A 19,617-nucleotide genomic window follows, 5' to 3' on the forward strand; every position below is an offset into this window, starting at 1 on the left:
TGATTTTTTTCGATAGACGGGTGGAATCGCGCGCCGCATCCGGCTGCGCGGGGTGGAGATAGGCGCACGCTAGCGTCGGGATACGAGGCGGTTAGGCCCTTCTTCTTGCTTTGTCGTTCAACGTGATGTCAACGTGTAATTCCGGCGCTGTTTGCCAATTCACCAGGTAGCTCCCTACCATGACTCTCCCCAACCCGCGCGCAAGTGCCGCCACGCCAGGCTTCGCCTGCCTGGGCCGGCCAGCGCGCGGTCAACAAAGGAGGGTTTCCTTGGAAGACCAGTCCAATTCCGCGTCCCTGGCGCCGAGCGCGCATCCTGCCCAGCCCACGCTCGGCGAGCGCAGCTTGCGCGCGGTATGGCATCCGTGCACGCCGCTGCGGCCCGATGCCGGCGAGCCGCCGCTCGCCATCGCCCGCGGCGAGGGCCCCTGGCTGCACGACACCGGCGGCCAGCGCTATTTCGATGCCACCAGCTCCTGGTGGGTCAATCTGTTTGGCCACGCCAACCCGGACATCAACGCCGCGCTGCGCGAGCAGCTCGACACGCTCGAGCACGTGATGCTGGCCGGCTGCACGCACGCGCCGGCGGTGGAGCTTGCCGAGCGCCTGTCGGCGCTCACCGGCGGCGCGCTCGGCCATGCGTTCTATGCCAGCGACGGCGCGTCCGCCGTGGAGATAGCGCTGAAGATGAGCTTCCACTACTGGCGCAATACCGGCCTGGGCGGCAAGCGCGAATTCGTGTGCCTGCGCCACGGCTACCACGGCGAGACCGTGGGCGCGCTGGCGGTGACCGATGTGGCGATCTTCCGCGATGCCTACGATCCGATGCTGATGAGCTCGCACGTGGTGATGTCGCCGGATGCGCGCCAGGCCGCGCCGGGCGAGAGCGCCGCGCAGGTCGCGCAGCGCGCGCTGGATGCGCTGGAGGCGCTGCTGCAGGCGCGCGGCGGCCAGATCGCAGCGCTCATCATCGAGCCGCTGGTGCAGTGCGCCGCTGGCATGGCCATGCACGATCCGCTCTACCTGGAAGGCGTGCGCGCGCTGTGCGACCGCTACCGCGTGCACCTGATCGCCGACGAGATCGCGGTCGGGTGCGGGCGCACCGGCACCTTTTTCGCGTGGGAGCAGGCACGCGGCGCGGCCGAGCCCGGCGCACCGCTGCCGGCGCACCTCTGGCCGGATTTCCTGTGCTTGTCCAAGGGCATCAGCGGCGGCTACCTGCCGCTCTCGCTGGTGCTGTCGCGCGGCGCGATCCAGCAGGCCTTCGTGGCCGAGGCGCGCGACCCCGACCGCGCCCGCAGCTTCCTGCACTCGCACTCCTATACCGGCAACCCGCTGGCCTGCCGCGCTGCGCTGGCCACGCTCGACTTGTTCGCCAAGCAAGACGTGGTGGCGCAGAACCGCAAGCGCGCGCAGTGGCTCACGCAAGCCATGGCAGGGCTGGCGGCGGATGCCCGGCTGCACCACGTGCGTCAGCGCGGCCTGATCTGGGCCGCCGACGTGCGCGAAGAGTACGCGGCCAACGCGGGCGAGTTCGCCGCGCGCTTCCATCATGCCGCGCGCAAGCACGGCGTGCTGATCCGTCCGATCGGCCGCACGCTTTACATCATGCCCCCGTACGTGTTCGACGCGGCGCTTGCGCAATGGCTGGCAGGCCAGCTGCAAGCCACGCTCGACACGGTACTCGCCGGCATGGACCAGAACGACAGCGCCGGCAACGGAACCGGCGCCCCCACGGAGATACGCGATGCTGCTTGAGCACTTGACCCTGGCCGCCGCCGAGCGCGACGAAAAGGCACTGACGCGGCGCCGCCGCACCGCGTACTCCGCCTGCGCGCCGCAGCAAGCCGTGAGCGATGCCTGCGGCGGCGAGATGCACTCGTTGCTGACGTTCTGCAGCAACGACTACCTGGGCCTGGCCAACCATCCCGCGCTGATCGAGGCGATGGCCGAAGGCGCGCGCCAGTTCGGCGCGGGCAGCGGGGCCTCCCACCTGGTGAGCGGCCATTCGCTGGCCCACCACCGGCTCGAAGGGGAGCTGGCGGCGTGGTTCGCGCCGAACATTCCGCACGCGGCCGCACTCTACTTCAGCACCGGCTATATGGCCAACATGGCGGTGCTGACCGCGCTAGGCAGCGCCGATGCCACGCTCTTCTGCGAAGCGCTCAACCATGCCTCGCTGATCGACGGCGCGCGCCTGGCGCGTGCCGAGGTCCGTCGCTATGCGCATCGCAACGTGGCCGAGCTCGAGGGCTTGCTGGCCGCCAGCACCAGCCCGCTCAAGCTGATCGTCACCGACAGCGTGTTCAGCATGGACGGTGACTTTGCGCCGCTGGCCGAGCTTCTGACGCTGGCCGAGCGGCACGACGCCTGGATCATCCTGGATGACGCGCACGGCTTCGGCGTGCTGGGCGAGCAAGGCCACGGCGTGCTGGAGCACCTCGCGCTGACGTCGCCGCGCTTTATCTATATCGGCACGCTAGGCAAGGCCGCCGGCGTGGCGGGCGCGTTCGTGGCCGCGCACGAGACCATCATCGATCATCTCGTCAACACCGCGCGGCAGTACATCTACACCACGGCCTCGCCGCCGGCGGTGGCGCACGCCTTGTCCACCAGCCTGGCGTTGATCGCCGGCGACGAAGGGCGGCAACGCCGCGCGCAGCTGGACAAGCTGATCCGTACGCTGCGCAGTGGCCTGGCCGGCCTGACGCGGGCGGCTGGCTGGCGGCTGGGTGAGAGCTCGACGGCGATCCAGCCCGTGATCGTAGGCGACAACGTGGCGGCGCTGGCACTGTCCGCGGCGCTGGAGGCCGACGGCATCCGCGTTGGCGCGATCCGCCCGCCCACCGTGCCCGTTGGTACCGCGCGCCTGCGCATCACGCTGTCGGCCTCGCATACCGTGGCCGATGTCGAGCGCCTGCTGGCTAGCCTGGCCAGCGTGGTGCCGCACAAGGAGGCGTCATGATCGCCTGTTTTGTCACGGGCACCGACACTGGCATCGGCAAGACGCACGCCAGCGCCACCCTGCTGCACGCGCTGCGCGCCGCCGGTCACCTGGCCGTCGGCATGAAGCCGGTGGCAAGCGGCAGCGAATGGCGCAACGACCATTGGCACAACGATGACGTGGCGCAACTGCGCGCCGCCAGCGCGGTGGCCGTGCCGCAAGCGCAGACGTGCCCGTTCTTGCTGCGCACGCCGGCCTCGCCGCACCTGGCCGCGGCCATCGAGGGCACCCGCATCACGCGCGAGCCGATCCGTGCCGCGTTTGCCGCGCTGCAGGCGCAGGCCGGCGCGGTGGTGGTGGAAGGCGTCGGCGGCTTTTGCGTGCCGCTGGACGGCGCGCCGCGCGACCAAGGCGGCTGGGACACGGCCGACCTCGCCGTGATGCTCGGCCTGCCGGTGGTGCTGGTGGTCGGCATCCGCCTGGGCTGCATCAGCCATGCGCTGCTCACCGCCGAAGCCGTGCGCGCGCGCGGCCTGCACCTGGCGGGCTGGATTGCCAACCGCATCGATCCCGACATGCCGCTCGCCGACGAGAACATCGGCACGCTGCGCGCGGCGCTGGGCGCGCCCTGGCTCGGCACGCTGCCGTGGCAGGTCGCGCCGGCCGAAGCCGCCAGCCAGCTCGCGCTGGCGCCGCTGCTTGCCGCTTGCCATGCCGCAGGCAATGGCATCGCCGCCTGAGCGCGCACCTGATCAAGACTGAAAACACTGAACGAATTACCGGAACAGATAGCAAACATGACCGCAACCACCCACGCCGGCGAAACCGTCGCCACCATTTCCGCCGACACCCTGCGCCAGACCGCCCGCCGCTTTACCGATCCCGCGCCCGCCACCAAGCCGGGCGACTGGACCGTCGCCGAGGTCGCCGCGCTGTACGCGCTGCCGTTCAACGATCTGCTGTTCCGCGCCCAGCAGGTGCACCGCGAGCATTTCGATGCCAACGCCGTGCAGCTCTCGACGTTGCTCTCGATCAAGACCGGCGGCTGCGAAGAGGATTGCGGCTATTGCCCGCAGAGCGCGCACCATGATGCCGGCGTCACCGCGGGCAAGCTGATGGCGCTCGACGAGGTGCTGGAAGCCGCGCGCGCCGCCAAGGCCAGCGGCGCTGGCCGCTTCTGCATGGGCGCCGCCTGGCGCAGCCCGAAGGACCGCCACCTCGAGCCGGTCATCGAGATGGTGAAAGAGGTCAAGGCCATGGGCCTGGAGACCTGCGTCACGCTAGGCATGCTGGAAGCCGAGCAGGCGCAGCGCCTGAAGGACGCGGGGCTGGACTACTACAACCACAACCTCGATACCTCGCCCGAGTTCTACGGCGAGATCATCGGCACGCGCACCTACCAGGACCGCCTGGACACCATCGGCCATGTGCGCGAGGCCGGTATCAACGTGTGCAGCGGCGGCATCGTCGGCATGGGCGAATCGCGCGAGGCGCGCGCCGGGCTGATCGCGCAGCTCGCCAACCTCGACCCGTATCCCGAGTCGGTGCCCATCAACAACCTGGTGGCGGTCAAGGGCACGCCGCTGGCCGACACCGCACCGATCGACCCGTTCGAGTTCGTGCGCACCATCGCGGTGGCGCGCATCACCATGCCCAGCGCCATGGTGCGCCTGTCCGCCGGCCGCGAGACCATGGACGACGCGCTGCAGGCCCTGTGCTTCATGGCCGGTGCCAATTCCATCTTCTACGGCGACCGCCTGCTGACCACCGCCAACCCCCAGGCCGACCGCGATCGCGCGCTGCTGGCACGGCTGGATATCCGCACCGAGGGCTACGCAGGGTAAGCTGGCGGCAATGGCGGCGGCCAAGGGCCCACGGTCCATGGCCGCCGTCCCCGCAACCGCACTGGCTGCGGGCAGAGGTTCATCAGGGGGACGCCATGTTCAACAAGATCCTGATCGCCAATCGCGGCGAAATCGCCTGCCGCGTGGCAGCCACCTGCCGCCGCCTCGGCATCCGCACGGTAGCCGTCTACTCCGACGCCGACGCCAACGCGCGCCACGTGGCACTGTGCGACGAGGCCGTGCATATCGGCGGCGCGGCAGCGCGCGACAGCTACCTGCGCGGCGATCACATCATCGAGATGGCCAAGGCCACCGGCGCGCAGGCCATCCATCCCGGCTACGGCTTCCTCTCCGAGAACGACGGCTTCGCCGAAGCTTGCGCCGAAGCCGGCCTCGTCTTTATCGGCCCGCCGGCTTCCAGCATCCGCGCCATGGGCAGCAAGAGCGCGGCCAAGCGCCTGATGGAGGCGGCCGCGGTGCCGCTGGTGCCCGGCTACCACGGCGAGGATCAGGAGCCCGCCCTGCTGCGCCGCGAGGCCGACCGCATCGGCTACCCGGTGCTGCTCAAGGCCAGCGCCGGCGGCGGCGGCAAGGGCATGCGCGTGGTGGAAGCCAGCGAAGGCTTCGAAGCCGCGCTGGCGTCCGTGCAGCGCGAGGCCAGTGCCAGCTTCGGCGACGACCGCGTGCTGGTCGAGAAGTACCTGACCCGCCCCCGCCATATCGAGATCCAGGTCTTTGCCGACACGCACGGCAACTGCGTCTACCTGTTCGAGCGCGATTGCTCGGTGCAGCGCCGCCACCAGAAGGTGCTGGAAGAAGCGCCGGCCCCCGGCATGAGCGACGAACGCAGGCGCGCCATGGGCGAAGCCGCAGTAGCCGCCGCACAGGCCGTGGGCTACGTGGGCGCTGGCACGGTGGAATTCATCGCCAACCAGGACGGCTCGTTCTACTTCATGGAGATGAACACCCGCCTGCAGGTGGAGCACCCGGTCACCGAGATGATCACCGGGCAGGACCTGGTGGAGTGGCAGCTGCGCGTGGCCTCGGGCGAGCCGTTGCCGCTCAGGCAAGATCAGCTTCACATCCACGGCCATGCACTGGAAGCCCGCGTCTACGCCGAGAACCCCGACAAGGGCTTCCTGCCCTCCACCGGCACGCTGCGCTACCTGCGCACACCGGCGGCGGTCACGTTCGCGCTGGGCCAGGACGGCAACGGCCCGGCCGGCGTGCGCATCGACTCCGGCGTGCGCGAGGGCGACACCATCAGCCCGTACTACGACCCCATGATCGCCAAGCTGATCGTGTGGGGCCGCGACCGCGAGGAAGCGCTGGGGCGCATGGCGCAGGCGCTGGCCGAATACCGCGTGGTGGGCCTGTCGACCAATGTGGCTTTCCTGCGGCGGCTGGTGACCTCGCAGGCGTTCCGCACGGCGGACCTCGACACCGGCCTGATCGAGCGCAATCAGGCGGCGTTGTTCCCGCCGCCTGCGCCGGTCGGCATGGAAGTGATCGCACTGGCGGTGGCGGCGCTGCTGGATGCGCAAGCCCGCGCGCGCCGCGTGGACCCGGCCGACGCGCATTCGCCCTGGCAGCATGCGGGCGCATGGCGGCTGAACGGCGGGGAGCGGCGCACCCTGCGGTTCTCGGTGGGTGGCCTGGCGGGCAGCCATATTGCCGATGTGACGCTCGCCACCGATGCGCGCGGCAGCACGCTGTTCTTCGCCGACCAGGCCGCGCCGTTCCGGGCGCAGTGCGCGGCGGACGATATTCGTGTCGATCTCGGCACGCGGCGCGCCCGTGGGCAGGTCCACGCGGAAGGTGATACCTTCCATGTGTTCAGCGGCCACCGCCATGTGGTCCTGGCCTGGATCGATCCGCTCGCCCATGCCGCCGAGGGCGAAGGCGAGGGCGGCAAGCTCACCGCGCCCATGCCCGGCAAGGTCATCGCGGTCATGGTCCAGGCCGGCAGCCGGGTCGCGCGCGGTGCGCCGCTGCTGGTGATGGAGGCCATGAAGATGGAGCACACCATCAGCGCGCCGGCCGACGGCGTGGTGGGCGAGGTGCTGTATGGCGTGGGCGAGCAGGTCGGCGAAGGCGCGCAATTGCTGTCCTTCGAAGCCGGCAACGGCTGAGCCGCCGCTTCAGGCGGTGTCCGCTGCAAGAAAACCGCAGGCCGTGCCCATCCTCTGCGAAAATAGAAGAGAAAGAAGACCAGAGTGGAGATGAGATGAAGTTGCAGTTGTATGTGCCGGACGGCCGTTACCAGCCCTGGATCGACGGCTTTGCCGAGGCCCTGCCCGAAGCGCAATGCCTGACCTGGGAAGACAGCAAGAACGAGCCGGTCGACTACGCCGTGGTGTGGCGCCCGCCGCTCGAGATGCTGCGCGGGCGTACCGACCTGAAAGCCGTGTTCAACCTGGGCGCCGGCGTGGACGGCATCCTGAGCCTGCGCGACACCGACCCGGATGCGCTGCCGGCCGGCGTGCCCATCGTGCGCCTGGACGATGCCGGCATGGCCGCGCAGATGATCGATTACGTGACGCACGCGGTACTGCGCTATTTCCGCCGCCTGGATGAATACGCGCTGGCCCAGCAGGCTGGCACCTGGCGCTTTCTCAAGCCGCATCGCCGCGCCGATTTCACCGTGGGCGTGATGGGCGTGGGTACGCTCGGCGCGCAGATCGCGCAGGCGCTGGCCGGCTTCGGCTTCCCGGTGCGCGGCTGGAGCCGCACGGCGCGCGATATCGAAGGGGTGCAGGGCTTTGCCGGCGAAGCTGGCCAGGCACCGTTCCTGGATGGCCTGCGCGTGCTGGTCAACGTGCTGCCGCTCACGCCGGAAACCGAGAACATCCTGGACGCCGGCCTGCTGGGCAAGCTCGCCAAGGGCGCCTACCTGATCAACGTGGCGCGCGGCCCGCACCTGGTCGAGCAAGACCTGCTGGCTGCCGTGCAGTCGGGACAGATCGCCGGCGCCACGCTCGACGTGTTCCGCACCGAGCCGCTGCCCGCCGAGCATCCGTTCTGGGCCGAGCCGCGCATCACCATCACGCCGCATATCGCGGCATTGACGCTGCGCGAAGATAGCGTCGCCCAGATCGCGGCCAAGATCCGCGCGCTAGGCGCGGGCCAGCCGATCGCCGGCGTGGTCGACCTGCAACGCGGCTATTGAGCAAGCCGGGCGCCGGGGCGTAGCGTTTGCGCCGGGTGCCCGGGCCCAATGTCCGCAGATTAGTTAAATCGTGCACGCTCCGATGCGTGCGCAGCAACCAGACAGCGAGGAGACATCATGACCCTGCCCCACTATGTAAAAGTCGTAGAAGTCGGCCCGCGCGACGGCCTGCAAAACGAGAAGGCGATGGTGCCGACCGAGGTCAAGGTCGACCTGATCAACCGCCTCAGCGACGCCGGCTTCGTCAACATCGAAGCCGCCTCCTTCGTCTCGCCCAAATGGGTGCCGCAGATGGCCGATGGCGCCGACGTGATGGCGCGCATCCAGCGCCGGCCGGGCACGCTGTACTCCGTGCTCACGCCCAATATGAAGGGCTTCGAAGGCGCGGTGGCCGCGTCGGCGGATGAGGTCGTGATCTTCGGCGCCGCCAGCGAGGCGTTCTCGCAAAAGAACATCAACTGCTCCATCGCCGAATCCATCGAGCGCTTCGCGCCTGTCGCCGCCGCTGCCAAGGAGAAAGGCCTGCGCCTGCGCGCCAGCATCTCCTGCGCGCTGGGCTGCCCCTACCAGGGCGAGGTGCCGGTGCACGCGGTGGTGGACGTGGTGCGCCGCATGCGCGATCTCGGCTGCGACGAGATCGACATCGCCGACACCATCGGCGTGGGTACGCCGGGCCGGGTGCAGGAGGTGATGCACGCGGTCGCCGCCGAATTCCCCATCGACCGGCTCTCCGGCCATTTCCACGATACCTACGGCCAGGCGCTGTCCAACATCCTGGCCAGCCTGCAGGTCGGCATCTCGATCTTCCACGCCTCGGTGGCAGGACTCGGCGGCTGTCCTTACGCCAAGGGCGCCACCGGCAACGTGGCCACCGAAGACGTGCTGTACATGCTGCATGGCATGGGCATCCACACCGGCGTGGACCTGGAGCAGGTGGTGCGCGCGGGCGACTTCATCTCGCAGTCGATCGGCCGCGCCAACAGCTCGCGCGTGGGACGCGCGCTGCTGACCAAGTGGGGCGCCGCCGCGGACGCCGCGCCTGCCTGCGTATAAGGAACCCTATCGACATGAACGCTCACTCTCCCGACAACGCCAACGACACCGCCGCGCTGCCCGAAGCGGCGCAGCGCGTGGCCGGCCTGCTGGCCGGCCTTGGCCACGACAAGCCCGTGGTCATGCTGCCCGCCACCGGCAAGACCTCGGCCGAGGCAGCGGCCGGCCTCGGCTGTTCGGTGGCCGAGATCGCCAAGTCCATCATCTTTCGCCGCGTCGCCGACGACGCGCCGGTGCTGGTGATCGCCAGCGGCAGCAACCGCGTCGACGAAGCCAAGGTCGCCGCCGTGGTGGGCCCGCTCGGCAAGGCCGATGCCAGGTTCGTGCGCGAGAAGACAGGCTACGCCATTGGCGGCGTCTGCCCGATCGGCCACGCGGTGGCGCCCGTCATGCTGCTCGACAGCGACCTGTTCCGCTACGGCAGCCTGTGGGCCGCCGCCGGCCATCCGCACGCCGTGTTCAACCTCACCCCGCAAGAGCTGCAGCGCATGACCGGGGCCGAGGTGGCCGACGTGGCGCAGCGCCAGTCCGCATGAAGCCGCTGCTTGTAAGCGTCACATGCGTCATGCGCGTCATGCGCGGCATCCCGGGCGAGGGCTGAGGCGATGTCGCAAGCCACCCGCCTCGCCGCCGAGCTCACGCGCGGCGCGCAAGCCGCCCAGCGCGCGCAGCCCGTGCCGTCGCCGTGCCGCAACGTGTGCCGCATGGACGCCGCGAGCGGCTATTGCGAAGGCTGCCTGCGCACCATCGAGGAGATCGCCGCATGGTCCGGCTGCGACGAGGCCGGGCGGCGCAGGATCTGGCTGCTGCTGCCGCAGCGCGCCGCGGCGTTGGCCGCAAGGGCGGCGCCATGACGCATCGCAGCCACAACACCGCGTGACCCGGCCATGACAACCGCCATCGACTGGTACTTCGACCCGATCTCGCCGTTCGCCTACCTGGCGTTCGAGCGCTTGCCCCGGGCCTTGCCAGCCGATGTCCCGGTGCGCTACGTGCCGCTGCTGTTTGCCGGGCTGCTGCGCCATTGGGGCAACGTCGGCCCGGCCGAGATCGCGCCCAAGCGCCGCTTTACCTTCGAGCACGTTGCCTGGATCGCGCACCGCGACGGCACGCCGCTCGCCATGCCCGCCGTGCACCCGTTCAATCCGCTGCCCTTGCTGCGCCTGGCGGTCGCGCTGGAGCTCGAAGGCCGGCTCTCGCACGCCACGCTGGCACCGGTTTTCCGCTTCGTCTGGCAGCAAGGCCACGTGCCCCAGCAGCAGGCCGAGTTCAATGCGCTGTGCGGTGCGCTGGGCGTACCCACCGCTGCGCTGGCGCAAGAGGCGGTCAAGGCGCGCCTGCGGGAAAACGGGGACGAAGCGCTGGCGCGCGGCGTGTTCGGCGTACCTACCGCTGCGCTGCAGGGGGATGCCGAGGGGCAGTTGTTCTGGGGCCTGGATGCGCTCGACATGCTCACCGCGCGGCTTGCCCAGGATCCTTTCTTTGCCTCGGACGCATTCCGTGCCGCCGCCGCATTGCCGGTTGGCGCGGGGCGCGCCGATGCACCGCCGCCGCCCACGCCGCGCGCTGACTAGCTGATTTGCCGACACCCCGATGCCAACCACCTTCACGCCTCCAAACCTGCCCGGCACCATGCGCGTTTTCGAGCGCGGCTGGCTATCCGCCAACAACATCCTGTTCGTCGATGGCGACGACACCGCGCTGGTCGATTCCGGCTACGTCACGCATGCGCCACAGACGCTGGCGCTGGTCGAGGCCGGCCTCGGCGGGCGGGCGCTGCGGCGCCTGGTGAACACGCACCTGCACTCCGACCACTGCGGCGGCAACGCCACGCTGCAGCGCCGCTGGCAGCCGCGCACGCTGATCCCCGCCGCGGAGGCCGAGGCGGTGCGCGCATGGGACGTGGACGCCCTGAGCTACCGCGCCACCGGCCAGCAGTGCGACCGCTTCAGCTTTGATGACGTGGTGCAGGACGGCGACACCTTGCGCCTGGGCGGGCTCGACTGGCAGGTGGTAGGCGCGCCCGGCCACGATCCCCATGCCGTGATGCTGTTCGCCCCGCAAGAGGGCATCCTGATCTCTGGCGATGCGCTGTGGGAAAACGGCTTTGGCGTGATCTTCCCGGAACTCGACGGCGAGAGCGGCTTCGCCGAGCAGGCGGCCGTGCTGGCGCGCATCGCCACGCTGGATGTGCGCGTGGTGATTCCCGGCCACGGGCGGCCCTTCACCAACGTGGCGGCCGCGCTTGACGTTGCTGCCGGGCGGCTGGCCTACCTCAGCGCCGATGCCGGGCGCAACGCCACGCATGCCATCAAGGTGCTGGTGAAGTTCAAGCTGCTGGAGCAGCAGCGCATGCGGCGCGACGCGCTGCTGGCGTGGATGGCGCAGGCGCCGCTGATGCAGCGCATCCATGCGCGCTTCATGCCCGCGCAGGACATGGCGGCCATCCTTGACCGGATCCTGGCATCGCTGGCCGCCGCCGGCGCGCTGGCGGAGGAAGGCGGCGAGGTGTACAACCGGGATTGAGCGGTAACGCTGGTAATGCGGGCGCCACCATGCCCAGGCGCCTGTCCCTGACCCTTTGCGAGGAAACCGTCCATGGCTGCCTTTCCCGTCGCACTGCTTCACCCCCTGGTCGCGCATCTCTCCGCCTCGACGATCCACGCGCACGGCGCCGACCTCGAGATAGAACTGGCGCCATTCGTGCTCGGCGGCGCGCCGGTGCGCACGGCGATCCGGCTCGACGGCATGGACCTGCCCACCTACAGCCTTGAACAACTGGCGGGCAAGCGCCTCGTCTTCCCGCTCAACCCGGAGCCCGGCTACATCGACGGCTCGCTCTACCTCGACGGCCGCCATCATGCGGTCGACATCCGCGAGCTGCGCTTTGGCGAGATCGACCCGCAAGGCTTGCCTGTGATGATCGAGGGCTGCATTCATTTCGACGACGGCGCCCGCTTCGACGACACGGCACTGAGCCTGGCCGCCTGCATCGCCCGGCCCCTGTCCGACGCGGAGATCGACGCGCTGATCGACCGCGCCGCCGCCGATGCCGGCGCTGGCTCGATCCAGCAGTCCGGCAAGGTGATGGCCGCGCTGAGCCGCCACCCGAGCCTGCGCCATGCCGACATGGCGCTGCTGCATGCGCGCGTGCAGGCCAGGCTGCTGATTGGCGAAGCCATGAGGCCGAGATGAGGCGGCCTGGCCACGACGCTCGCCGCACTGGCATGCAGGACGGGCGCGTCATGGCCCACGATGCGCGCGCCGGCAAGTTCGGGCGCTGACCGAGTCCCAAGGATGCACCATGCAAGCCCTTCACGGCCAAGGCTTTCTCCTTCGCCCCTTCCGCTATCCCGACGTGCCCCAGTTCGTGGCCGCCGTGCACGAATCGCTCGAGACCGTGGGCAAATGGCTGCCGTGGTGCCACGCGGGCTATAGCGTGCGCGATGCCGAGAACTGGGTCGACCTGTGCACGGAAAGCATGGCCATCGGCGAGGCCTACGACATCGGCGTATTCGCCCCGGACGGCAGGGAGCTGTATGGCGGCGTCTCCATCAACCAGATCAACCGCGACTACAACTTCGGCAACCTCGGCTACTGGATCCGCCAGACCCGGCAGCGGCAGGGACTGGGCGCGCGCGCGGCAGAGCTGATGGCATGCTATGCCTTTCACCGCCTCGGGCTGACGCGCCTGGAAGTGGTCGCCGCCGAGCACAACGTGGTGAGCCGCGCCGTCGCGCAGAAGATCGGCGCGCAGTTCGAATGCATCGCCCGCAACCGGCTGGTGCTGCACGGCGTGCCGTGCTCGGCGGCGATGTACTCGCTGGTGCCGCCGTGGTATGGCAATGCCGGCCCGTCCAGGGACAAGGACAAGGACAAGGGCAAGGATCAAGACAAGGGGGAGGCGAGATGAAAGGAGCCACGCGCGAGCCACTCACGCCGGCACCCGCACGCCCCCCGCGCTATTGAGCGCGAACTCATACCGCTCCGACCGTATGGAAAACAGCGTGTGCTCGCAAACCGCGCCATCCGCGAGGAACGACGTGCGTTCCAGTTCCAGCAGCGGATGCGTGCGCGAGGTCTGCAGCACCGCCGCCAAGTGCTGGCCCGCCGAGCGGGCGCGGATGACGAGGTCGGCCCGGTCGACCTGCATGCCCAGCAACTGGCCGATCAAGGTGTAGGACGGATTGCGCTCGGCATCTTCCCAGCCAGGCGTGGCATCGCACGCGATGTGGGTCTCGGCGAGCGCAATCGGCTCGCCATCGAGACGATGCAGGCGCTGCAAGGCGATGCAGTGGCCGAGCGCGGCGGGAAAGATACCGCGCAGCCGGGCCGGCACGGCGATCCGCTCCAGCGCGACCAGCTGCATCTCTGGCGCGTGTCCCTGCAGCACCAGCGAGTCGTAGAAGCCGCGCAGCGTATCCAGGCCATGGCGCAGGCGCTTGTCGACCACGAAGGTGCCTTTGCCTTGCTTGCGCTCGACCAGGCCAGCGTCAACCAGCCGCGTGATCGCCAGGCGCACCGTGACCCGGCTCACCCCGAAACGCTCGCCCAGCTCGGCCTCGGAAGGCAGTTTTCCGGACGGGTCGAAGCGCCGCGTCTGGATTTCTTCGCGCAACAAATCTGCGATCTGCTCGTACAGTGAAATGGCGTTCTCACGCGCAACACTCATGTAAAACCCTGTTGTATCAAAGGCTTGTGAAAAACAGCATAACAATATGCCAATGCCTTCGTTGGACATCTTGTATTAAAACGTATTATTGCCTTCCAAGGCCGGACTGACCAGTGCGGCGTCTTACGTGCGTATCGGGAACCCGCCAAGGAGCCGCAGTGAACTCTCCCCTCAACCCGCCATCGGCGCATTCGCGAGCCGGTTGGCAAGCATACCTGTACAAGCCGCCGGCCTGGTTCCGGCCGGGGCCATTGCGCAAGGCGCAGCTGGGCTTCGTGGCCGCGTGGATCGCCTTCTTCGTCATCCTGTTCGTACTCCCGCAGCCGCAGGGCTTGCCGCCCGCTGGCCGTGCCACGCTGGCCGTGGTGGCCTGGGCCAGCCTGGTCTGGATGAGCGAGGCCGTGCCGGTCGGCGTGAGCGGCATGCTGATCCCCGCTCTGCTGGTGCTGGCGCATGCGGTGACGCCGTTCTCCAAGGCGGCCAGCGGCTTTGCCACGCCGGTGGTGTTCCTGTGCCTGGCGGCGTTCATCTTCTCGGCCATCATGCAGGCGGCCGGGCTGGACCGGCGGATCGCCCTGTTCCTGCTCGACAAGCTGAAGACGCGTACCGCCAACGGCGTGATCTGGGTGATGTTCGTGGTCAACTTCGTGCTGGGCTTTCTCGTGCCGGCGGCCAATGCCCGCGCGGCCACCTTGCTGCCGGTCGTCAACGGCATCGTGGGCCTGTTCGGCGACTCGCCGCGTGAGCGCAGCGCGAAGAAGGCCATCGTGATTCAGTCGCTGGTGTATGGCTCGATGATCAGCGGCATGTGCATTCTCACCGCGCACCTGCCCAATATGGTGATCGTCGGCCTGCTGCAGAAGAACCTCGGCCTGCACATCTCCTATCTCGACTGGTTCAAGCTGCAATGGCCGTACCTGGGCATGTTCGTGCTGACCCAGCTGTGGGTGCAGTCCTACTTCAAGTCGCGCGCGGTCCGGTTGCCTGGCGGCCAGGCTGCGATTGCCGCCGAGCGTGCCGCGTTGCCGCCGGCAGGTGTGCAATCCAAGACGATCCTGGCGGTGTTTGCCGTGGTGGCCGTGCTGTGGGCGACCGAGTCGTGGCATGGCCTGCCTTCGGAGATCGTGGCCTTGCTCGGGCTGGCGGCGCTGTTCGTGCCCGGGTGGACGGGACTGGGCTGGAAGGATATCCAGGCCCGCACGATCTGGGGCACGTTCTTCCTGCTGGCTGGTGCGCTGAGCCTGTCCTCCGCGATTGGCGAGACCGGCCTGGCGCCGTGGGTGGCCGACTGGCTGTACCGCTTCGCCGCGGGCCATCCGTGGTGGCTGGCGTTGCTGATCGTCATGCTCGGCACGCACGTGGCGCGCCTGGCCATGCTGTCCAACGTGGCCGCGGTGACGATGATCGCGCCGATCATGCTGGCGCTGGCACCCAAGCTCGGGCTGCATCCCGCCGCGTTCACCTTGCTGGTGTGCGACAGCGACAGCTTTGCCTACATCTTGCCCACGCAGATCACCGCGGCCGTGGTGGCCTATAGCAGCGGCACCTTCACCACGTCGGACTATGCCCGCGTGGGCGTGGTGTCGGTGCTGATCGGCATTGCCTACGGCCTGCTGGTCATGGCGCCCTGGTACGCCTACCTGGGCATCCCGGTGTGGGATGCCAGCGCGCCGTGGCCATTTCATTGACATCGGAGTTCCCCCCCCAATGACCGACAAGACAACACTGGCCGCGCGCTACGCCGCGCTGCGCGAGCGCCTGGGCACGCATCACGCGCCCGCCGGCCTGTACGAGAAGAACAAGGCGCTGCCGTTCGCCGGCCGGGTGAGCTGCTCCGTGAGCCGGCTGGAAGCGGGCGAATTGGCCGAGATCATCCTCGACTACGAGGTCGGTGCCTCCGGCGTGGCGGATGGCGCGTGGCTCAAGGCGACCTTCAAGTTCTACTCCGACTGGGCGCTGTTCCAGACCACCGACCCGGGCGGCGCCAACTACATCAGCGCCGAATACCAGGCCGCGCCGCTTGTGCCCGGCCAGAGCCCAGCGAGCGTGCAATCGCTCAACGTGCGCTTCGAGCAGAAGGGGCATGAGCGTCCGTTCCAGAAGGCGATCATCGTCGACGTTGTCGATGGCTACCTCAATGCCGGCGATCACATCCTGATCCGCCTTGGCGACCGGCGCCGCGGTGGGCCCGGCACGCGCGTACAGACCTTTATCGAAGACAGCTTTCGCTTCCGGCTCTATGTGGACCCGCTCGGCACTTCGCGCTTCGTCGCGGTGCCGGGCGATGCGGTGATCGATATCCATGCCGGGCAGCCGGCGCAGGTCCTGCTGCAGGCGCCGCGCTTTGCCCGGCCGGGCACGCCGTTGCCGCTCAGGGCTTCGCTGATGGACAGGTGGGGCAATATCTGCGCCGCGGCGGGCGGCTCGATCCGCCTTGCCGCGTGGCAAGGCAACGAGCTTATCCTCCAGCGCGACTATCCCATGCCCCAGGCGGGCTGGGCATCGGTGGGCATCGACGACCTGCCCGCCAGCACTGGCACGCTGCGCCTGGAAGCCACCTTGACGGATGCGCCCCGCGTCGCCAAGGGCTCGGCTTGGCTATCGGTCTTCGACGCAGCCGGTGCGCCGCGCGCCTTTTACGCCGACTTGCATGTGCATGCGCACGACACGGTCGGCACCAATAGCCCGGCCTACAACGCGGCCTATGCGCGCGACGTGGGCGGCATCGATGTGTTTGGCTACACGGTCAACGATTTCCAGATTACCGATGCCAACTGGCAGCTTGGGCTGGAAGCCGTGGAAACCTTCAACGAGCCCGGCCGCTTTGTCGCATACCCGGTGCAGGAGTGGTGCGGCAGCTCCACGGCCGGGGGGGATCACAACGTCGTGTTCCTTGGCGACGGCGCGCCGGATTTTCCCTACAACGCCCGCGGCGAACACAATCGCACGCTGGTCTGGAACGAGGACATGAAGGGCACCGCGGCCGAGCTGGGGCGCTGGCCGGTCGAGGAACTATGGGACGCCTATGTCGGCGCGCCCGAGCAGCACCTGATCATGCCGCACGTGGGCGGGCGGCGCTACATCCCGGACTGGCATCATCCCGAGCTGGAACGACTGGTGGAAATCGCTTCCAGCTGGGGGCATTTCGACTGGTTGTACCGCGATGTGATGGCGCGCGGCTACCAGCTGGGCGTGGCAGCCAGCGGCGACGAGCACCGCGGCCGCCCCGGCGGCGGCCCGCCCGGCGTGCAGGTGTTCGGCGTGCGCGGCGGCCTGACCGGCGTGCTGGCCGAGCGGCTGGACCGGCAGGCGATTGGCCGTGCCCTGCGCGCGCGCCACACCTGGGCCAGCACCGGCGAGCATACGGCGCTGCTGGTGCGCTGCGGCGATTTCGTGCAGGGCGATGCGTTCTCGCTGCCGGCCTCGCATCGCGGCCCGGCCCGGCTCGACTATCGCTTCCTCGGCCAGACTGGCTGGGAGTACCTGGCGGCCTATGATCACAATGGCTTGATCTGGGAGCGCAACCTGCATCGGGAGGCCGGCTTCTCCGAGCGCCTGATCCGCGTGCGCTGGGGCGGCGCGCGGATCCGCGACCGCTATCGCTGGGCCGCCTGGCAAGGCCGCATCCGCATTCTCAATGGCACGATCCACCGCTTCGGCGGGCACGGCTTCGAGCATCAGGAAGAAGCCTGCTGGCGCGAAGGCGCGACCGACATCGGTTTTCGCAGCGATACCTATGGCGATGCGGACAGCGTGGAAATCGACGTGAGCAACCTCGCTGCCGCGCGCATCGTGATCGAAGGGCACATCGACAGCTTCATCAAGGTGGGAGATCCGCTGCAGCGCAATCCCTTTGCCCATGCGCCGGATTTTCGCTGGGAGGTCAGCGGCGCCGAACTGCTTGCCAATGACGGCCTGCGGCTGGAGCTGGGTGGCACGGAACTGTTTATCGCGCTGGAGCGGCTCACCGACAAGGCATTGCCGGTGGACGTGAGCGGCGTGGTCGACGTCGAGCCGGTGAACGGACCCCATGGCCACCGCCCGGTGTACTTCCATGGCCGGGAACGAGACGACGGCAAGGTGTGGTCGTCGGCTCAGTTCATCACCTTCGCGTGAGGCATGGCGCGCGGCGAGGGCGTGACCGGCGCGCTGGTGCGCCGGTCATCGGGGTCGCGCGCTAGCGGTCAGGAGCCTTTGCTGATGGCGAATGCGTAGGTGCGCTCATCCTGGCGCGGCACCACCTTGTACCCCTTCTTCGCTGCCCATACGTTGATCTGGAAATACAGCGGGATCACGCCGTCATCCTTGATCCCGATCTCGGTCGCGTCCTGCAGCAGCTTCTCGCGCGCGCGATCGTCGATGGTGGTCAGCGCCGTGGCCAGCTTGGCATCCAGCGCAGGGTTGCTGTAGCGGCCGCGATTGGATGCGCCCCAGCCCTTGGCCGGATCGTAGGTGGCCAGCAGCGACTTCAGCGACGAGCCAGCCTCGCCCGTGTCCGCGCCCCAGCCGGCCAGCATGAAGGAGAACTCCAGCTTGTTGGCGCGCGTGAAGAAGGTGGCGGACGGCATGGCTTCGACCCGGGTCTGGATGCCGACGCGCGCCAGCATGGAGGCAATCGCCTGCGCGACCTGTTCGTCGTTGACGTAGCGGTTGTTGGGCGCGTGCAGCGTGAGCGCGAAGCCGTCGGGATAGCCCGCTTCCGCCAGCAGTTTCCTGGCGCCTGCGGCGTCGAAGGTGTCGGGCTTGAGGCCTGGCACATGGCCGAACAAGGTGGAGTTCACGAGCTGCCCGGTGGGCTCGGCGGCGCCTTCCATCACGCGGTCGACGATGGCCTGGCGCGAGATGGCGTGCGAGATGGCGGCGCGCACGCGCGCGTCCTTGAGCGGGTTCCTGGCGAGCGGCTTGCCGGTCTTGTCGGTGACGAAGGGCGTGACGTCGCGGTTGCTGTCCAGGTGCAGGTACATCATGCGGAAGGTCGGCACCTTGAACACGCTCACGCCGGGATCGGCGGAGAGCTTGCGGATATCCGAGGTGGGCACGTTCTCGATGACCTGCACGTCGCCGGCAAGCAGCGCGGCCACGCGCGGCGCGTCGTTGGTGAGGATGCGCAGCGATACAGTGTCCCACTCCGGCTTGTTGCCCCAGTAGCTGTCGTTGCGCGTCAGCTCGATGCGGTCGCCCTTGCGGAAGCTGACGAACTTGTACGGGCCGGTGCCGACCATGGCGCGGCCGCTGTTGAAGTCGTCGCCGCTGGCGTTCTCCGCGACCTTCTTCGACAGCATGTAGATGGTGGAGAGGTCATTGGGCACCAGCGGGTAAGGGCCGTGGGTGGTGATGCGCACGGTCAGCTTGTCGACCGCGGTGATGTCCTTGAAGCCCTTGGTGTAGATGGTGTACGGCGACGGGCTGTTCTTGACCGTGGCGGGGCGGTTCAGCGAGTAGACCACGTCGGCCGAGGTGAACTCGCTGCCGTCGTGGAACTTCACGCCGGGGCGCAGCTTGATTTCCCAGGTGGTGTCATCGACCGGCTTCCACGAGAGCGCCAGCGCGGGCTTGAAGCGCATCGTCTCGTCCTTGGCGATCAGGGCCTCGAACATGTGCTCGGCCACGTTCGCGTTGGGCGTGACGTTGTGATAGTGCGGGTCCAGCGAGGTGATGTCCCCCGACATGCCGATGGTGAGGCTGGCAGCAACCGCGGTTGGGGAGAGCGCGGCGCAGGCGAGGCTCGTGGCAAGTGCTGCGGCGCCAAGGGCGCGGCGGATGATCGTCATCGATGGGTCCCTGGTAGGCAAGATGCGGTGCAGGCATTGTCAGGAGATGCAGACATCCATGTCAAGGCGGGCAGACCCGCAGCGCCGGATGCACCGGGGCGAGGCGGCCGTGCACAGCGGGCGTGCGGTTTTGCGGGGTGTTTGCCCTGCGGCGTGGCACAAACT

At 68.7% G+C, this 19,617-nt stretch carries 17 protein-coding genes; 15 read left to right on the forward strand and 2 right to left on the reverse strand.

Annotation, left to right across the window (positions count from 1 at the left end; translation table 11 throughout):
- The first annotated feature begins 269 nt into the window (after positions 1–269).
- The 13 genes from bioA to ACX12D_RS01155 all read left to right on the forward strand — a co-directional run bounded on the left by bioA (position 270) and on the right by ACX12D_RS01155 (position 12,922).
- The gene (bioA, locus tag ACX12D_RS01095) at positions 270–1,757 is read left to right on the forward strand and encodes an adenosylmethionine--8-amino-7-oxononanoate transaminase (protein WP_459372595.1); all 1,488 of its coding nucleotides are present in this window, start codon (positions 270–272) and stop codon (positions 1,755–1,757) included.
- A complete protein-coding gene (gene bioF / locus ACX12D_RS01100) occupies positions 1,747–2,964 on the forward strand; it encodes an 8-amino-7-oxononanoate synthase (RefSeq protein ID WP_459372596.1) in 1,218 nt (405 codons plus the stop codon). The genes bioA and bioF overlap by 11 nt, the downstream gene beginning before the upstream one ends.
- A complete protein-coding gene (bioD, locus tag ACX12D_RS01105) occupies positions 2,961–3,683 on the forward strand; it encodes a dethiobiotin synthase (RefSeq protein WP_459372597.1) in 723 nt (240 codons plus the stop codon). The genes bioF and bioD overlap by 4 nt, the downstream gene beginning before the upstream one ends.
- A 57-nt stretch (positions 3,684–3,740) precedes the next feature.
- Positions 3,741–4,787, forward strand: coding sequence for a biotin synthase BioB (gene bioB / locus ACX12D_RS01110; RefSeq protein ID WP_459372598.1), 1,047 nt, complete (start codon positions 3,741–3,743; stop codon positions 4,785–4,787).
- Positions 4,788–4,882: 95 nt separating this feature from the next.
- A complete protein-coding gene (locus ACX12D_RS01115) occupies positions 4,883–6,919 on the forward strand; it encodes an acetyl/propionyl/methylcrotonyl-CoA carboxylase subunit alpha (RefSeq protein ID WP_459372599.1) in 2,037 nt (678 codons plus the stop codon).
- Between the two features lie 95 nt (positions 6,920–7,014).
- A complete protein-coding gene (locus tag ACX12D_RS01120) occupies positions 7,015–7,956 on the forward strand; it encodes a 2-hydroxyacid dehydrogenase (protein WP_459372600.1) in 942 nt (313 codons plus the stop codon).
- Between the two features lie 117 nt (positions 7,957–8,073).
- A complete protein-coding gene (locus tag ACX12D_RS01125) occupies positions 8,074–9,009 on the forward strand; it encodes a hydroxymethylglutaryl-CoA lyase (RefSeq protein ID WP_183032151.1) in 936 nt (311 codons plus the stop codon).
- Between the two features lie 14 nt (positions 9,010–9,023).
- The gene (locus tag ACX12D_RS01130) at positions 9,024–9,545 is read left to right on the forward strand and encodes a YbaK/EbsC family protein (RefSeq protein ID WP_441640890.1); all 522 of its coding nucleotides are present in this window, start codon (positions 9,024–9,026) and stop codon (positions 9,543–9,545) included.
- Between the two features lie 69 nt (positions 9,546–9,614).
- Positions 9,615–9,863, forward strand: a complete 249-nt coding sequence (locus ACX12D_RS01135) for a DUF1289 domain-containing protein (protein WP_459372602.1) — start codon at positions 9,615–9,617, stop codon at positions 9,861–9,863.
- A 33-nt stretch (positions 9,864–9,896) separates the two neighbouring features.
- Positions 9,897–10,583: a DsbA family protein gene (locus ACX12D_RS01140; protein ID WP_459372604.1), complete on the forward strand. Its 687-nt coding sequence runs from the start codon at positions 9,897–9,899 to the stop codon at positions 10,581–10,583.
- A gap of 19 nt (positions 10,584–10,602) precedes the next feature.
- Positions 10,603–11,535 carry an MBL fold metallo-hydrolase gene (locus ACX12D_RS01145; RefSeq protein ID WP_459372605.1) on the forward strand — a complete coding sequence of 311 codons (933 nt, stop codon included), beginning with the start codon at positions 10,603–10,605 and terminating at the stop codon, positions 11,533–11,535.
- A gap of 72 nt (positions 11,536–11,607) precedes the next feature.
- The gene (locus ACX12D_RS01150) at positions 11,608–12,204 is read left to right on the forward strand and encodes a GatB/YqeY domain-containing protein (protein WP_459372607.1); all 597 of its coding nucleotides are present in this window, start codon (positions 11,608–11,610) and stop codon (positions 12,202–12,204) included.
- A 109-nt stretch (positions 12,205–12,313) separates the two neighbouring features.
- Positions 12,314–12,922 carry a GNAT family N-acetyltransferase gene (locus ACX12D_RS01155; RefSeq protein ID WP_459372609.1) on the forward strand — a complete coding sequence of 203 codons (609 nt, stop codon included), beginning with the start codon at positions 12,314–12,316 and terminating at the stop codon, positions 12,920–12,922.
- Between the two features lie 21 nt (positions 12,923–12,943).
- On the opposite strand, the gene ACX12D_RS01160 is transcribed toward ACX12D_RS01155, so the two are convergent.
- A complete protein-coding gene (locus tag ACX12D_RS01160; RefSeq protein ID WP_459372610.1) occupies positions 12,944–13,681 on the reverse strand; it encodes a GntR family transcriptional regulator in 738 nt (245 codons plus the stop codon).
- Between the two features lie 158 nt (positions 13,682–13,839).
- Here ACX12D_RS01160 and ACX12D_RS01165 point away from each other — a divergent pair, with 158 nt between their 5' ends.
- Together ACX12D_RS01165 and ACX12D_RS01170 are read left to right on the forward strand one after the other, a co-directional pair.
- On the forward strand, positions 13,840–15,369 hold the full coding sequence (locus ACX12D_RS01165) for an SLC13 family permease (protein WP_459372612.1): 1,530 nt from the start codon (positions 13,840–13,842) through the stop codon (positions 15,367–15,369).
- A gap of 19 nt (positions 15,370–15,388) precedes the next feature.
- Positions 15,389–17,797 carry a hypothetical protein gene (locus ACX12D_RS01170; RefSeq protein WP_459372614.1) on the forward strand — a complete coding sequence of 803 codons (2,409 nt, stop codon included), beginning with the start codon at positions 15,389–15,391 and terminating at the stop codon, positions 17,795–17,797.
- 68 nt (positions 17,798–17,865) lie between these two features.
- On the opposite strand, the gene ACX12D_RS01175 is transcribed toward ACX12D_RS01170, so the two are convergent.
- Positions 17,866–19,452, reverse strand: coding sequence for an ABC transporter substrate-binding protein (locus ACX12D_RS01175; RefSeq protein ID WP_441640881.1), 1,587 nt, complete (start codon positions 19,450–19,452; stop codon positions 17,866–17,868).
- Between the last annotated feature and the right edge of the window lie 165 nt (positions 19,453–19,617).

Source organism: Cupriavidus sp. PET2-C1 (assembly GCF_054515855.1).

What these genes read in the sequence shown, in the direction of transcription:
- ACX12D_RS01120 (WP_459372600.1), top strand. Translation starts at nt 7,015, where the DNA reads ATGAAGTTGCAGTTGTATGTGCCGGACGGCCGTTACCAGCCCTGGATC.
- ACX12D_RS01160 (WP_459372610.1), bottom strand. Translation starts at nt 13,681, where the DNA reads ATGAGTGTTGCGCGTGAGAACGCCATTTCACTGTACGAGCAGATCGCA.
- ACX12D_RS01145 (WP_459372605.1), top strand. Translation starts at nt 10,603, where the DNA reads ATGCCAACCACCTTCACGCCTCCAAACCTGCCCGGCACCATGCGCGTT.
- bioF (WP_459372596.1), top strand. Translation starts at nt 1,747, where the DNA reads ATGCTGCTTGAGCACTTGACCCTGGCCGCCGCCGAGCGCGACGAAAAG.
- ACX12D_RS01150 (WP_459372607.1), top strand. Translation starts at nt 11,608, where the DNA reads ATGGCTGCCTTTCCCGTCGCACTGCTTCACCCCCTGGTCGCGCATCTC.
- ACX12D_RS01170 (WP_459372614.1), top strand. Translation starts at nt 15,389, where the DNA reads ATGACCGACAAGACAACACTGGCCGCGCGCTACGCCGCGCTGCGCGAG.
- ACX12D_RS01140 (WP_459372604.1), top strand. Translation starts at nt 9,897, where the DNA reads ATGACAACCGCCATCGACTGGTACTTCGACCCGATCTCGCCGTTCGCC.
- ACX12D_RS01115 (WP_459372599.1), top strand. Translation starts at nt 4,883, where the DNA reads ATGTTCAACAAGATCCTGATCGCCAATCGCGGCGAAATCGCCTGCCGC.
- ACX12D_RS01135 (WP_459372602.1), top strand. Translation starts at nt 9,615, where the DNA reads ATGTCGCAAGCCACCCGCCTCGCCGCCGAGCTCACGCGCGGCGCGCAA.
- bioD (WP_459372597.1), top strand. Translation starts at nt 2,961, where the DNA reads ATGATCGCCTGTTTTGTCACGGGCACCGACACTGGCATCGGCAAGACG.
- ACX12D_RS01130 (WP_441640890.1), top strand. Translation starts at nt 9,024, where the DNA reads ATGAACGCTCACTCTCCCGACAACGCCAACGACACCGCCGCGCTGCCC.
- ACX12D_RS01155 (WP_459372609.1), top strand. Translation starts at nt 12,314, where the DNA reads ATGCAAGCCCTTCACGGCCAAGGCTTTCTCCTTCGCCCCTTCCGCTAT.
- ACX12D_RS01175 (WP_441640881.1), bottom strand. Translation starts at nt 19,452, where the DNA reads ATGACGATCATCCGCCGCGCCCTTGGCGCCGCAGCACTTGCCACGAGC.
- bioB (WP_459372598.1), top strand. Translation starts at nt 3,741, where the DNA reads ATGACCGCAACCACCCACGCCGGCGAAACCGTCGCCACCATTTCCGCC.
- ACX12D_RS01125 (WP_183032151.1), top strand. Translation starts at nt 8,074, where the DNA reads ATGACCCTGCCCCACTATGTAAAAGTCGTAGAAGTCGGCCCGCGCGAC.